This window comes from Echinicola sediminis, from assembly GCF_054777495.1.
In genome coordinates this window covers 17,742-31,204 of sequence record NZ_BAAHAP010000067.1, presented here as the reverse complement: position 1 = coordinate 31,204, position 13,463 = coordinate 17,742, and the positions used below count along the sequence as shown (strand labels likewise).

The 13,463-nt window shown below is 43.4% G+C and carries 15 protein-coding genes; 4 read left to right on the top strand and 11 right to left on the bottom strand.

The genetic code is table 11. From position 1 onward, the window contains the following. The first annotated feature begins 49 nt into the window (after window positions 1-49). Both ACYVAA_RS16090 and ACYVAA_RS16085 read left to right on the top strand, forming a co-directional pair. Window positions 50-169 carry a hypothetical protein gene (locus ACYVAA_RS16090; RefSeq protein WP_460543584.1) on the top strand — a complete coding sequence of 40 codons (120 nt, stop codon included), beginning with the start codon at window positions 50-52 and terminating at the stop codon, window positions 167-169. Between the two features lie 133 nt (window positions 170-302). Beyond that, window positions 303-560 carry a GIY-YIG nuclease family protein gene (locus ACYVAA_RS16085; protein WP_460543578.1) on the top strand — a complete coding sequence of 86 codons (258 nt, stop codon included), beginning with the start codon at window positions 303-305 and terminating at the stop codon, window positions 558-560. 178 nt (window positions 561-738) lie between these two features. Here the strand turns inward: ACYVAA_RS16085 and rplT are convergent, their stop codons facing one another. The 8 genes from rplT to ACYVAA_RS16045 form a co-directional block, all read right to left on the bottom strand. Then, window positions 739-1,083 carry a 50S ribosomal protein L20 gene (rplT, locus tag ACYVAA_RS16080; RefSeq protein ID WP_460543575.1) on the bottom strand — a complete coding sequence of 115 codons (345 nt, stop codon included), beginning with the start codon at window positions 1,081-1,083 and terminating at the stop codon, window positions 739-741. A gap of 104 nt (window positions 1,084-1,187) precedes the next feature. Then, window positions 1,188-1,382, bottom strand: coding sequence for a 50S ribosomal protein L35 (rpmI, locus tag ACYVAA_RS16075; protein ID WP_137403792.1), 195 nt, complete (start codon window positions 1,380-1,382; stop codon window positions 1,188-1,190). Between the two features lie 22 nt (window positions 1,383-1,404). Continuing rightward, window positions 1,405-1,956 (bottom strand): translation initiation factor IF-3, encoded by a 552-nt coding sequence (infC, locus tag ACYVAA_RS16070; protein ID WP_460543572.1) that lies wholly within the window; start codon window positions 1,954-1,956, stop codon window positions 1,405-1,407. Between the two features lie 89 nt (window positions 1,957-2,045). Beyond that, complete coding sequence (gene thrS / locus ACYVAA_RS16065; protein WP_460543570.1) at window positions 2,046-3,995, bottom strand: threonine--tRNA ligase; 1,950 nt, start codon at window positions 3,993-3,995, stop codon at window positions 2,046-2,048. A gap of 179 nt (window positions 3,996-4,174) precedes the next feature. Further along, on the bottom strand, window positions 4,175-4,864 hold the full coding sequence (locus ACYVAA_RS16060) for a TrmH family RNA methyltransferase (protein ID WP_460543568.1): 690 nt from the start codon (window positions 4,862-4,864) through the stop codon (window positions 4,175-4,177). Continuing rightward, on the bottom strand, window positions 4,854-7,469 hold the full coding sequence (locus tag ACYVAA_RS16055; protein WP_460543567.1) for a DNA gyrase/topoisomerase IV subunit A: 2,616 nt from the start codon (window positions 7,467-7,469) through the stop codon (window positions 4,854-4,856). Before ACYVAA_RS16055 ends, ACYVAA_RS16060 begins: the two co-directional genes overlap by 11 nt. Before the next feature lie 50 nt (window positions 7,470-7,519). Further along, window positions 7,520-9,427, bottom strand: coding sequence for a DNA topoisomerase IV subunit B (locus ACYVAA_RS16050; RefSeq protein WP_460543565.1), 1,908 nt, complete (start codon window positions 9,425-9,427; stop codon window positions 7,520-7,522). Between the two features lie 25 nt (window positions 9,428-9,452). After that, window positions 9,453-9,953: a DNA topoisomerase IV gene (locus tag ACYVAA_RS16045; protein ID WP_460543563.1), complete on the bottom strand. Its 501-nt coding sequence runs from the start codon at window positions 9,951-9,953 to the stop codon at window positions 9,453-9,455. A gap of 333 nt (window positions 9,954-10,286) precedes the next feature. Between ACYVAA_RS16045 and ACYVAA_RS16040 the strand changes: the two genes are divergently transcribed. Further along, window positions 10,287-10,640 carry a hypothetical protein gene (locus ACYVAA_RS16040; protein ID WP_460543561.1) on the top strand — a complete coding sequence of 118 codons (354 nt, stop codon included), beginning with the start codon at window positions 10,287-10,289 and terminating at the stop codon, window positions 10,638-10,640. A gap of 10 nt (window positions 10,641-10,650) precedes the next feature. On the opposite strand, the gene ACYVAA_RS16035 is transcribed toward ACYVAA_RS16040, so the two are convergent. Both ACYVAA_RS16035 and ACYVAA_RS16030 read right to left on the bottom strand, forming a co-directional pair. Continuing rightward, the gene (locus tag ACYVAA_RS16035; protein ID WP_460543559.1) at window positions 10,651-11,568 is read right to left on the bottom strand and encodes an ROK family protein; all 918 of its coding nucleotides are present in this window, start codon (window positions 11,566-11,568) and stop codon (window positions 10,651-10,653) included. A 50-nt stretch (window positions 11,569-11,618) separates the two neighbouring features. Further along, window positions 11,619-12,107 (bottom strand): YkgJ family cysteine cluster protein, encoded by a 489-nt coding sequence (locus ACYVAA_RS16030; protein ID WP_460543557.1) that lies wholly within the window; start codon window positions 12,105-12,107, stop codon window positions 11,619-11,621. Between the two features lie 107 nt (window positions 12,108-12,214). Here ACYVAA_RS16030 and ACYVAA_RS16025 point away from each other — a divergent pair, with 107 nt between their 5' ends. After that, window positions 12,215-12,574 carry an arsenate reductase family protein gene (locus ACYVAA_RS16025; protein ID WP_460543555.1) on the top strand — a complete coding sequence of 120 codons (360 nt, stop codon included), beginning with the start codon at window positions 12,215-12,217 and terminating at the stop codon, window positions 12,572-12,574. On the opposite strand, the gene ACYVAA_RS16020 is transcribed toward ACYVAA_RS16025, so the two are convergent. Further along, complete coding sequence (locus ACYVAA_RS16020; RefSeq protein WP_460543553.1) at window positions 12,571-13,410, bottom strand: CvfB family protein; 840 nt, start codon at window positions 13,408-13,410, stop codon at window positions 12,571-12,573. The two genes, ACYVAA_RS16025 and ACYVAA_RS16020, sit on opposite strands and share 4 nt — an antisense overlap. Window positions 13,411-13,463 lie beyond the last annotated feature (53 nt).

Here is a 13,463-nt window from a genome sequence, read left to right as displayed (position 1 = left end):
ACACAACACCTTCGCCAAGAAGGGATTTACCATTAGGTACAGACCTTGGATGGTTATCCACGTTGAGTTTTTCTACGCTCAAGCCTCTGCCCTCAAAAGGGAAAAAGAACTCAAGACGGGCAAAGGCAGAGAATGGATCAAGAACCAAATACTGCCATACTATCTATAACATTTGGCGCTCCGATTCTTATCCGCCGCGGCGGACACGCGTTCAACTCATCCCGATAGCCATCGCGACTACATTTAAGGCTTCCATTTTGGAGGCCTTTTTCATTTTGCCTTTATTTTTTATCTTTTCTCGCATGGAACAACTTTTTACCGTTTACGTTTTATTCTCTCCTTCTTCTGGGAAAACCTATACAGGAATGACAACTGACCTCATCAATCGATTTCATTCACACAACACCTTCGCCAAGAAAGGATTTACCATTAGGTACAGACCTTGGATGGTTATCCACGTTGAGTTTTTCTACGCTCAAGCCTCTGCCCTCAAAAGGGAAAAAGAACTCAAGACGGGCAAAGGCGGGGAATGCCCCTTCCCTGTTTTATTATGCGCATAACAGGCTTCTCCCTGTTGCGGGTACGCCACCCCTATTTGGCCTATGTGTTTTTCAATATTTGTACAGCGTTGGCTTCAATATAACGAAAATAAGGAAATAGCAAGGCGCAAAAACGAAAAATATTGACAAACAAAAAAGCCCCTCATTGAGGGGCTTTAGATAAGTAAGTTAGTGCTCCTTACTTTACTTTTTCAACTACAGCTTTAAATGCCTCTGGATGATTCATGGCAAGGTCAGCCAAAACTTTTCTGTTCAGCTCAACATCCGCTTTCTTGAGCAGACCCATGAATTGTGAATAAGATATGCCATGTTCTCTGGCACCGGCATTGATACGCTGGATCCAAAGGCTTCTGAATTCTCTTTTCTTGGCCTTTCTATCTCTGTAAGCGTATTGTAAACCTTTTTCGTATTTGTTTTTTGCTACAGTCCATACATTGCTACCTCTTCCGAAATAACCTCTTGTAGCTTTAAGTACTTTTTTTCTTCTTGCTCTTGACGCTACCGCGTTTACTGATCTTGGCATAATTAATTAATTTTTTGACTCTTGGTGCCATCTGACTTCCGTCTTCTGGTCTTTTAGTACCAAGCATCTGGTGAATAAATAACCTTAATTTGTTTGTTGGAAAATTAGATTCTCAACATGTCTTTTACTCTGTTCACATCAGACTCATGAACTTCTCCCATTTTAGTAAGATTTCTCTTTCTCTTGGTAGCTTTCTTGGTCAGGATGTGGCTTTTGTAAGCATGCTTCCTTCTGATTTTTCCAGATCCAGTCAATTTGAATCTTTTTTTCGCACTTGATTTAGTTTTTACTTTTGGCATAACACTGTATTATTAGTTGAAATTATTTCTTACTGGTTTTGGGAGCAATGAACATATTCATTCGTTTACCTTCCATTTTGGGAAGCTGCTCCACATGACCGTAATCCTCCAACGCCTGGGCAAATTTCAACAACAACATTTCTCCCCGCTCCTTGAAGACAATCGACCTGCCGACAAAGTGAACGTAAGCCTTTACCTTGGCTCCGTCCTTCAGGAAGTTCATGGCGTGTTTTAGTTTAAAGCTGAAATCGTGTTCATCGGTATTAGGCCCAAACCTGATTTCTTTAAGAACAGTCTTAGCAGCATTGGCTTTGATTTCCTTCTGCTTCTTTTTCTGCTCATATTTAAACTTCGCATAATCAATCACCTTACATACCGGTGGATTAGCGTTTGGAGAAATTTCTACGAGATCAAGATCTTGCTCCTGAGCGATTTTGATGGCTTGATCTGTAGAAAGGACCACATTGCCCCCATCTACAAAATCCCCTACTACTCTCACTTCTCGAGCCCTGATTTTAGAGTTCACTCTATATGGTTCTTCTTGTCTCGGCTTAAACGGTTTTCTTCCTCTCAAAATAGTTATAGTTGATTGAATGAATTTGACTGCAAATATCGGATATTTTTTTAATTATTAAAATACCACAACTTTTTTAGCTTTTATTTTTATTTACTCAAAGATTCCGAAATAATATTTTTGAAGTAGGCGACGAATTCCTCGGCGGTAAAACTTCCAATATCTCCTTCTCCATGCTTACGGACAGATACTTTTCCTTCAGCCTGCTCTTTTTCGCCCACAATAAGCATAAAAGGCACTTTTTTCACTTCGGCATCCCTGATTTTCCTACCGATTTTTTCATCCCTGTTATCGATGGATCCAGAAATATCGTTCTCCTCCAATACCTGATGGATGGTTTCGGCGTAATCTATAAATTTCTCTGAAATCGGCAAAATATTGATCTGCTCTGGTGACAACCAAAGTGGGAAATTACCGGCGCAATGCTCGATCAAAACAGCAACAAACCTCTCCAAGGAACCAAAAGGTGCCCTGTGGATCATCACCGGACGGTGCTTCTGGTTATCTGAGCCTACGTACTCCAACTGGAACCTATCCGGAAGTTGATAATCCACCTGAATGGTCCCCAACTGCCAGCTTCTTCCCAAAGCGTCTTTTACCATAAAGTCCAGCTTTGGCCCGTAAAAGGCTGCCTCACCCAACTCGGTAACGGTCACCAGACCTTTCTCCTGTGCCGCTTCCACAATGGCTGCTTCTGCTTTGTTCCATGCCTCGTCCCCTCCGATATATTTCTCCTTGTTTTCAGGATCTCTAAGGGAAATCTGTGCGGTATAGTCATCAAATCCGAGCGCCTTGAACACGTAAAGCACCAAATCTATCACTTTGATAAACTCCTCCTTTACTTGATCAGGGCGGCAGAAAATATGCGCATCATCCTGAGTGAAGCCCCTCACACGGGTCAATCCATGCAGTTCACCGCTTTGTTCGTATCGATAGACCGTGCCAAACTCTGCGTAACGAATAGGTAGATCCTTGTAAGACCTTGGCTTATGCTTATAGATTTCACAATGGTGAGGACAGTTCATCGGTTTCAACAGAAACTCCTCTCCTTCATGTGGCGTGGCTATCGGCTGAAAGGAATCCTTCCCGTACTTTTCATAGTGGCCTGACGTTTCGTACAGGGCCTTGTGACCAATGTGCGGTGTCACCACCTGCTGGTAACCGGACTTGTCCTGGGCCTTTTTAAGAAAGCCTACCAAACGCTCCCTCAATAGTGTCCCCTTTGGCAACCATAATGGCAATCCCATCCCTACTTTTTCAGAAAAAGTAAAAAGTTCCAGCTCACGGCCCAATTTCCTATGGTCCCGCTTCTTGGCCTCTTCCACCATTTCCAAATATTCCTTCAGCTCCTTAGCCTTAGGAAAAGACACCCCATAAATCCTGGTCAGCATCTTATTTTTCTCATCTCCTCTCCAATAGGCTCCTGCGATATTGGTGAGTTTTACCGCTTTGATAAAACCGGTATTGGGTACGTGAGGTCCCCTACAGAGGTCTACGAAATTACCCTGCTCGTAAAAGGTGATCTTTCCATCCTCAAGGCCATCAATCAGATCCAACTTATACTCATCACCTTTCTCCTCGAAATAAGCTACGGCATCTTTCTTGGAGATTTCTTTACGGATGTATTCATTTTTCTGCTTGGCAAGTTCCACCATCTTCTTTTCAATGGCTTCCAGTTCATTTCCATCGACCTGCTTTTCACCAAAATCCACATCGTAATAAAAACCAGTCTCAATGGACGGGCCTATACCAAATTTGGCCCCTGGATACAAAGCTTCCAAAGCTTCAGCCATCAGGTGGGCAGATGAATGCCAAAAAGTAGACTTGCCCTCTTTGTCATTCCAAGTCAACAGTTGCACCTCGGCATCTTCCGAAATGGACCGTGTGGCATCCCAAACGTCTCCGTTTACTTTGGCTGCAAGAACGTTCCGGGCTAATCCCTCACTGATACTAAGCGCGATTTGTAAGCCGGTAGTTCCTTTTTCAAATTGTTTCACTGTCCCGTCGGGAAGTGTGATGTTAATTAAATTGTTAGACATTTAATATTGCTAAATTGTATGAAACAAAACACCTTTACAAACAGGTGCATTAAGTATGCAAATATGCAAATTCACTTACGGATTGAAAAGTTTTACCACAAAGAATAAACTATTCGCGAGTTAAACTTCCAAAGTTAATTTATGGAAAAGCCTCTTTTCATATGAAAAGTATGGGTTCATCACTTTTCCTGGTAAAACTGCTTGATGTGGATGTCCGCATTTTTCACCACACTTTTATACCAGCGGAACCGAAGTTCCATTTTCTCTTCTTCGGAGAGGTAATAGAGATCAGGTCGGGATTTGATTATTTTCTGCTGCAAATCGTACAAACAAATTGATGCACTGACAGAAATGTTAAAACTCTCCGTAAATCCGGTCATGGGAATGTGTACCACCCCATCGCTTTTTTCGATCACTTCCTGACTGACACCTGCATGCTCATTACCAAACACCAAGGCTATTTTTTCATCGGGCTGCAATTCACTTAACGGAATGCTATTTCCATGTGGTGAAGTGGCAAAAACCTTATACCCTTGCCCCCTTAGCTGCTCAAAACAGCTGTTTACAGCCGATTTGTCCACCTCCTCCTGGTACTTGTGGATATCCACCCATTGGGCTGCTCCCCTGGTCACATAAGGATTGACATTGTAAGAGTTAACCTTCTCGATGATATGTACATCCTGGATTCCAAAGCAATCACAAGTCCTCACCACGGCACTGGCATTGTGGGGTTTATAAATATCCTCCAGCACCAAAGTAAAATACCGTGACCTTAAGGCCAAGACTTCTTCCATCTTGGCCCTTTTATGATCTGTAATGTATTGGGAAAGGTAATCCAGCAGTGCTAAGTCCACCTGATCAGTTTTCATTCTTAAACAAACCTAGCTGATCTTCGTCGTCATTTTTAACCTTTAGGTCTACGGTCGATCCTACTTCCACACTATCCCCCTCATTGGTCTCTTTCTTAGGAGATTCCTTTTTTGCCGGTTCCAGAAGTTGGATACTTTTCACAGGATGGATAGAAAGCTTATTCCCTACGGACTTCCATCCCTTAACATCAATCAGCATGTCCAGGTCGTATTCCACCACCTCCGTTTCTTTGCCTTTTTTGAGGCTTACCTTCACCTGTGGCTGCTTGTCAGTAGAAACCACCACCAGCTCTGACTTTTTATGATCAGAAATAAAATTAAACCGCTTGTTGACCGTACTGGTTTCTATCTTAAACCGCTTGACATAATGGTTCTTACTTACCCCATCATAATAAATACCGGAAATAACCGCGTCCGGATCATACTTTTCAATAAGCATAATCGAGTTGGGCTCGTACCGGTTGGTAAGCTCATAGGAAGTCAGTTCGTAACTTCCATCCTGATAAAAAGCAATGATCTTATCATCTCCCAAGAAGTTTCCAATGAGCTTTCCGCGCTCATCTGTATTCAGCCTTCCCACTGACTCATCAAAATAAACATCAAGCCCTCCTAAAGTAGAAACGCCCTCCATTTTAAGCTGTACCTTCCTTATCGGGTAACGGGTCAGGATATTTCCGCCTGCTCCACGCCCTTTGATATCGATATCCTTGAAATCAAAATCAAACACTTTGACCCTGGCTTTACTTCCTTGGGTAAGATAAACGGTCACGATTTCCGCCTCACCGTTGGGATTGGCCGTAAAGTACAGCACCTTCGATCCCTTGGTACCTTTGGTCAGCACATATTCCCTGTCACGGGTGACGCTGAGGATCTGGAAGCGCTTCACCATTGCCCTTCCCGAAGTTCCGTCCAGGTAAATCATATTGTAAACCATACGCTCGTCCCCTTTGCGGAATACGCCCACATGGATAATGTCCTTGCCGACAAAGACTTTGTCCTGAATTTTGGTCACTACACAGGTGCCGTCATTTTTGAATGCGATGATATCATCCAAATCAGAACAGTCACAGATAAACTCATCCTTTTTAAGCCCATACCCAACAAAACCGTCCTTACGGTTGACATAGAGTTTGGCATTATTGGCAGCTACTACAGTAGCTTGGATGGTATCAAAAGTGCGGATTTCTGTCTTTCGTTCTCTGCCCTTGCCGTACTTTTTCAGCAATGCTTTATAGTAATCAATAGCATAATCGGTCAGGTGCTCCAGGTTATGGTTGACCTCTTCCAGCTCTTCCTGAAGCTTGCGCATCAGCTCATCTGCCTTAAAGCTGTCAAACTTAGAAATTCTCTTGATCTTGATCTCAGTCAGTCGGGTGATATCCTCCTGAGTAATTTCCCTGTAAAACTCCGGCTTATAAGGATCCAGTCCCCTGTCGATAGTTTCCAAAACAGCCTCCCAAGTCTCGCATTCCTCAATATCCCTATAGATCCTGTTTTCTATGAAAATCTTTTCCAAAGAGGAGAACAGCAACTTCTCCATCAACTCCCCTTTGCGGATTTCCAGCTCCCTCCTCAGCAGTTCCTTGGTCTGTTTTGTATTGTATGCCAGAATATCGTTGACACTGATAAACACGGGCTTGTCATCAATGATAACGCAGGCATTGGGTGAAATGGAAACTTCACAGTCTGTAAAGGCATATAAAGCATCAATGGTCATGTCCGGAGACTGTCCTGAAGCCAAAAACACCTGTATTTCAACATCCCGGGCCGTATTGTCGACCACTTTTTTGATCTTGATCTTCCCTTTGTCATTGGCCTTGATTATGGAATCAATCAAGGAAGTGGTGGTGGTCCCAAAGGGAATGTCCTTGATCAAAAGACTCTTGCCATCTCCTTCTTCTATCCTTGCCCTTACTTTGATCTTACCCCCTCTCAAACCTTCATTATACTCCGAAAAATCCGCTAGGCCACCGGTAGGGAAGTCAGGTAAAACATTGGTGCTTTTTCCTTTAAGCACATCTATGGAGCCACTGATCAGCTCACAGAAGTTATGAGGAAGGATTTTGGTGGAAAGCCCCACTGCAATCCCATCTACCCCTTGGGCAAGTAATAAAGGGAATTTCACGGGCAAGGTAATAGGTTCCCGTTTTCTACCATCATAGGATAGCTGCCACTCCGTGGTCTGCGGATTGAAGACTACCTCCAGGGCAAACTTGGATAAACGAGCCTCGATGTATCGGGCAGCTGCGGCCCCATCCCCGGTTCTAATATCCCCCCAGTTCCCCTGGGTTTCGATCAAAAGGTCCTTTTGCCCCAAATTGACAATGGCATCGCTGATGGACGCATCGCCATGCGGGTGGTACTGCATGGTCTGACCGATAATATTGGCCACTTTGTTGAACCTGCCATCATCCATTTCCTTCATCGCATGAAGGATCCGCCGCTGAACAGGCTTAAAACCGTCCTCTATGGCCGGCACTGCCCGCTCCAATATTACATAGGAAGCGTAATCTAAAAACCACTCTTTATACATTCCGGTCACAGGAACGGAGTCATGTAAGGCTTCTCCGTTTCCCTCTGGACCGTTGTTTTCGATATCACTCATACTTTACCTTTTGTCTGTTTTAAAATGGACTGCTCAGAGTTCCCATCGAATCAGGCTGCCTCGGTCTCCTCCTTGTCCTCCTCCTGCTTGGCTTTGTCCTTTTCATCGACGATGTCTTTTTCCACTTTAAGGTTATCGATGATGAAAGTTTGCCTGTTCGGGGTGTTTTTGCCCATAAAGAAGGATAGTAAATCGGCAATCTTGGTATCCTTCCTTAAGATAATTGGCTCCAACCTGATGTCTTCACCAATAAAACCTCCAAACTCTTCAGGTGAAATTTCCCCCAAACCTTTAAATCGGGTGATCTCCGGCTTATTGCCCAGCTTGGCAATGGCCCTTTGCTTTTCCTCTTCCGAATAACAATAGATGGTCTCCTTCTTATTCCTCACCCTAAACAAGGGGGTTTCCAAGATAAACAGGTGACCGTTCTTCACCAAGTCTGGGAAAAACTGAAGGAAATAGGTCATGATCAATAGTCTAATGTGCATACCGTCCACATCGGCATCCGTGGCGATCACTATTTTCCTGTACCTTAACCCATCAATACCATCCTCAATGTTCAGGGCATGCTGTAAGAGGTTAAACTCTTCATTCTCATAGACCACTTTTTTGGTCATGCCAAAGCAGTTGAGTGGCTTACCCCTTAAAGAGAATACCGCCTGGGTCTGTACATCCCTGGACTTGGTGATGGATCCTGAAGCCGAATCCCCTTCAGTGATGAAAAGCATGGTTTCATTTTTCTTTTCTTCATTTGCTTTTGCATCGTCGTAGTGCACCCTGCAGTCCCGAAGCTTTCTGTTATGCAAATTGGCCTTTTTGGCCCTTTCGTTTGCCAGTTTTTTAATACCGGAGATTTCCTTGCGCTCCCGCTCTGATTGCAGGATCCTCTTCAACAAAGCATTGGCAGAATCCGGATTTTTGTGCAGGTAATTGTCCAGTTCTGTTTTGACAAAATCATTGACAAAGGTCCTCAACGTAGGCCCGTCAGGCCCTACACTCTGCGACCCCAGTTTGGTTTTGGTCTGGGATTCAAATACCGGCTCCTGCACCCTTACCGCGATGGCCGCAGCAATACTTTGGCGGATATCGGCCGCATCGTAGTCTTTTTTGAAAAATTCCCTGACTGCCTTCACAATGGCCTCACGGAAAGCGGCCAAATGGGTACCTCCCTGGGTGGTGTACTGCCCATTGACAAAGGAATAGTACTCTTCCCCGTACTGGTTGGTATGGGTCAAAGCTATCTCTATATCATTGCCCTTTAGATGGATGATAGGATACCTTTTGCTGTCATCATCTACTTTTCGGTCCAAAAGATCATGCAAGCCTTTGTCCGAAAAGAACTTCTTACCATTAAAGTTGATGCTCAGCCCTGCATTCAGGAAAGCATAATTCCAGATTTGGTTTTCCAGGTATTCGGGAATGAAATGATAATGCTTGAAAACAGAAGCATCCGGGGAGAAGACGATCTTCGTTCCGTTCCGTTCGGAAGTAGTGGTGACTTCCCGGTCTTCCACCAATTCACCTTTAGTGAATTCCGCCACTTTGGTCTGTCCGTCGCGGTAGGACTGTACTTTGAAATATTCCGAAAGGGCGTTCACGGCCTTGGTACCCACACCGTTTAGACCGACCGATTTCTGGAAGGCTCCTGAATCATATTTCCCCCCCGTATTGATCTTTGACACACAGTCGATCACCTTACCCAGCGGAATACCTCGTCCAAAATCCCGCACCTCCACTTTATGCTCACTGATTTTCACATCAATGGTTCGACCATAGCCCATCATATGCTCGTCTATACTGTTGTCCAGTACCTCCTTCACCAGCACATAGATACCATCATCCTGAGCGCTACCATCTCCCAATTTCCCAATATACATACCGGGCCTCAGCCTGATATGCTCTTTCCAGTCCAGCGATTTGATGCTATCCTCGGTATACTGTACGTTTTTTTCTGCCATGGGTACTTACTCTATTTTTGGGTAATTATGATTCTGAATTGGACTTGATTGCCTTCATTTTCGTGGATAAAATCACAAACAGGGCGATTATCCACGCCAAAAAGAAAACAGGCAATAAATATAATCCAAATCCGCTTGGTTTACCAAATGTATCAATGTCGCCGTTTAGTCCATGAATATAAAGTGACACGATCACAATGGAGACATTGATGATGGCCACAAAAGAATATATCCAGGTCAACATGTGATCCTTGAAGGGATCCCCATTTTGGAACAATTTACGGATATTAAACGTCGCCTTACTTTCAATCATTTTTGCAGGAGTCACCAACAACACATTAAGGATGACAAATGCCCCTATCCCCATGTAAAAAAAGGTGTCCCTTCCGATTACTTTTAAAGGGCTTCCCTCCGCATCCAACTCAAAACTCACCTGCTCTGGTAAGGCCGAATAAATGTACATGAAGACAATAATGAAGAACAATACAGAGATTAAATGAAAGGCTTTTGCAAATCTATGATTCATACATGCGTAATTTAAACTGCTAATATAAGGGTTAAGATGAAAGAATACCCTGATGTCAGGTCATGATTTTCTTACCTCGATGGCACTGCATGCAGTCCAAACGCTATAATTTCCTGACAATAAGAATACTTTAGCTCCATCAATTGTTACTGAGCTCCTCCACTTTTTATCTTCCAGGCTTCCCTCTCCCGGGAATGCTAACTGAAATCAGCACATTTAAATTCATTTTGCAGGTTTTTACTTTTTGCATTCATATCGTACCTTCGGTTTTTGATTTACCAAAGGACAACATCTATGAACCTTCGTTTGCTTTACTTGGCTCTGATAACAGCTATGCTTACCTCTTTTTCTTCTTGTTCCAGTAAACTTGATGCGGGAAACATCAATCTGGACAACTGGAAAAAGGACAGGTACGGCTGCAAAGGTCTCCGGATGCAGGATTTGGAAGAAATAAGAAAAATCAAAAACACCTTTTTGGAAGCCAATAACCAAGAGCTGATCCTTACCTTTGGAAGGCCAGACAGGGTGGAACTGCTGGATAAAAGCCAAAGCTTCTTTTTTTACTTCCTTGAGCCTTCCCAGGAGTGTGAGGGAGTTAAAACAGAAAAAGAACCCCTAAAGGTTCTCTTTCGATTGAATGCGATCAACAGGGTCAGCGAAGTGACAATTACCACTTTAAACCCCTAATCAATTCCTTTTAAAAGCATAAAGCGGCTGCTCCCAAAGTCCCGGCATTGTTTCCCAATGTGGCCTTCTTTAACTGCAGCTCATCTGTATAATAACGGGTCAGGTATTGGCGAACCGTTTTTTCCAACACCGGCATCATGAATTGAAGACCTGCCGAAATTCCCCCGCCAAAATAAATCTCATTTACATCCAGGATACGTACGGTGGAGACGATGGCTTCTCCCATAATTTGGGCGACCTCATCGAATGTCATCTGAGAGACTTCATTTCCAGCTTCGGCAGTATCTACCAACAGGTGCGTCCCCAGTTCTTTGTCCATCAGCTCACCTGCTTTTTCCGGATAGGCATTGATCATGCGCTTCAGGATTTCCAATATCCCGTTCCTTCCGATAAGGGTTTCCAAACGGGCATTGCCCCTGGACAGCATATGTCCCATTTCCATGGCATTGCCTCTGGCCCCTTTGAAAATCTTTCCATCCACCACAGCCGCACTTCCGATACCCGTGCCCATGGTGATAAAAAGGAAATTCGGAGAAGGTTTGGAAGAAGCAAACTTATACTCCCCCATGGCTGCCGCACTGGCATCATTTTCAAGAAAAAACGATTTTTCAGGATACTTTTCCAGCAAAGCTCCCTTTAGATTGAAACCGTCCAAAGCTGGAATTGCTGGAATTTCCAAGGTTGTCGTCCGGTCTTTGTTGATTAATCCTGGAAGGCCGATGCCCACCTTGTTGATCTCTGGATATTTGGAAAGGTACTTTCCTATCACATCCACAAAACACGCATTGAAGCCCTGAGGGGCTTCTTTGTAATGGCGGGTATCCTCTTTATCAAAAGAAACAATTTCTCCCTGCTGGCTGACTTTCCCAATTTTCAAGTGGGTTCCCCCCACATCTACACCTAAAAAGTGTTCTTGTTGATTACTCATGGTTTAAGGTTTTAATAGGTTTTGGCTCCTAAAATAGCAAACAGAATAGCTTACTTCCTAAATTCTTTGGAAAAGACTTGAAAGATTTCGTGTACTGCAGGACAAACCAGTGTATTATTTAAAGTCAAGGTCAAAATCCCGTGCATGTTTTTCCGGTTGGTATGAGGATATTCCCGACAGGCCTTGGGCCGGGAATCATAAACAAAACACTTATTGTCCTCTCCCAAAAACGGGCAGGGAGAGCTGTTCAAAACAAAGTCTCCCTCCTCGTCCCGGTGAAGATACTCATCGGTAAATTCAGAAGACTTCATCCGGAATACCTTGGCTAAACGGTCGATATCGGTTTGAAGAAAAATCGGACTCGTGGTTTTACAGCAGTTGGCACATTCCAGACAATCCATTTTCTCAAATTGGACTTCATGTGCGTCCGAAAATTTTTGGTCAAGTGCTTTTGGTTTGATTTTCCGTAATCGACCTTTCAGTTTTTTAAAATTACTGTATTCCCCCTTGGCTTTTATTTTAAAATTTTCTAAATCCATATTTGAAAATTACCATAATTCCAATTGAATTTAACTTTTATAGAAGTCAATTATTTGGATTTCTCAATATTTTTTGTATTTTTATTAGAATCTCAAACCAATTTGACATGAAAATGCACCCTAGCGAATTATTCTTCTATTATATTCCTTCTCATTCCATTGACAAGCAAGCGAGAGCTTATGCGCGGTCTGTATCCAGATATGTCAATGAGATCAATATGGAGAAGGAACCGATCACCACTACCGGATGGAGGACCATTCTGGAAAAGCTCAAACTGCGTCCCAAGGACCTGCTTAACCGGGCCCACCCCGATTACCAGTCCCTGATCGCAGGTAAAGCCTGGGATGATGAAAGCTGGTTGAATATTCTGGTCAAATACCCTTACCTGATCAAGGCGCCAATAGCCATCAAACGGGAAAAGGCGGTGCTTTGTACCAAACCGATGGAAATCTTGAAGTTGAGTTAGTCAACGATTTCTATCCCATTCTCTAGGATAACGATTTTCTTACTTTTGTAAAGTTGACCAATGGACTGTTTGAAGTGCTTTTTACTCATCCCAAGAGTCTTTTTGATTTCTTCGGGGGATGATTTATCATGAAGGGGCAAAAATTTCTGGATTTTTAAAACATCTAAGATTTTTTCTGCCCCTTCTTCATATTTTTGCCGCCCGATGGGCGTAAGCTGTAGATCCAATTTGCCATCATCTCTTCTCTTCTTCACATAGGCAATGATATCATCTCCAATGTTCAAAGGCTTAAACACCTCATTGCTGTAAATCAATCCTTCATAATGTTGATCGATCAGGGCTTTGTAGCCTAACTCCGTCTTATCGAAAACCAAGGCGCGTACTTCCTGCCCTTCACTAAAATCCGCGGTATCGGCAAGCATAAAGTCCTGGTACTTTGACACACCTATCAAACGGTTGGTTTTATAATCTACGCACACCATGACCAAATACTTCCTTCCCTCTGTAATGGGCTGGCCCATTTCAGATTTGGGCACGAAAAGATCCTTTGGTAGTCCCCAATCCATAAAAGCTCCAAACTGGGTTACTTCCTTAACATCCAATACTGCAAACTCATCTACCAAAGCTAAAGGCCTGTCCGTAATGGCCACAGGCCGATCCTCACTGTCAGTATAGACGAACACCTCCATTTCATCACCTTCCTTTTCATCTCCTTTCAGATAGCCTTTTGGAAGCAATATCTCTTCCCCATTAGAAAGCTGTAGGTATGCACCATTACCGGTAAAGCGTGTAATCGGCAAATTGGATATTTTGCCCAGTTCCTTGAGTATTTTCATAGCCCCAAAGGTACAGAAATATGGACAAAACCGACTTTCGTTCAGCAACAATC

Excerpts from the sequence above, each read along its gene's own strand:
- ACYVAA_RS16090 (WP_460543584.1), top strand. The coding sequence starts at position 50 with ATGGTTATCCACGTTGAGTTTTTCTACGCTCAAGCCTCTGCCCTCAAA.
- ACYVAA_RS16085 (WP_460543578.1), top strand. The coding sequence starts at position 303 with ATGGAACAACTTTTTACCGTTTACGTTTTATTCTCTCCTTCTTCTGGG.
- rplT (WP_460543575.1), bottom strand. The coding sequence starts at position 1,083 with ATGCCAAGATCAGTAAACGCGGTAGCGTCAAGAGCAAGAAGAAAAAAA.
- rpmI (WP_137403792.1), bottom strand. The coding sequence starts at position 1,382 with ATGCCAAAAGTAAAAACTAAATCAAGTGCGAAAAAAAGATTCAAATTG.
- thrS (WP_460543570.1), bottom strand. The coding sequence starts at position 3,995 with ATGTCTAACAATTTAATTAACATCACACTTCCCGACGGGACAGTGAAA.
- ACYVAA_RS16060 (WP_460543568.1), bottom strand. The coding sequence starts at position 4,864 with ATGAAAACTGATCAGGTGGACTTAGCACTGCTGGATTACCTTTCCCAA.
- ACYVAA_RS16055 (WP_460543567.1), bottom strand. The coding sequence starts at position 7,469 with ATGAGTGATATCGAAAACAACGGTCCAGAGGGAAACGGAGAAGCCTTA.
- ACYVAA_RS16050 (WP_460543565.1), bottom strand. The coding sequence starts at position 9,427 with ATGGCAGAAAAAAACGTACAGTATACCGAGGATAGCATCAAATCGCTG.
- ACYVAA_RS16045 (WP_460543563.1), bottom strand. The coding sequence starts at position 9,953 with ATGAATCATAGATTTGCAAAAGCCTTTCATTTAATCTCTGTATTGTTC.
- ACYVAA_RS16040 (WP_460543561.1), top strand. The coding sequence starts at position 10,287 with ATGCTTACCTCTTTTTCTTCTTGTTCCAGTAAACTTGATGCGGGAAAC.
- ACYVAA_RS16035 (WP_460543559.1), bottom strand. The coding sequence starts at position 11,568 with ATGAGTAATCAACAAGAACACTTTTTAGGTGTAGATGTGGGGGGAACC.
- ACYVAA_RS16030 (WP_460543557.1), bottom strand. The coding sequence starts at position 12,107 with ATGGATTTAGAAAATTTTAAAATAAAAGCCAAGGGGGAATACAGTAAT.
- ACYVAA_RS16025 (WP_460543555.1), top strand. The coding sequence starts at position 12,215 with ATGAAAATGCACCCTAGCGAATTATTCTTCTATTATATTCCTTCTCAT.
- ACYVAA_RS16020 (WP_460543553.1), bottom strand. The coding sequence starts at position 13,410 with ATGAAAATACTCAAGGAACTGGGCAAAATATCCAATTTGCCGATTACA.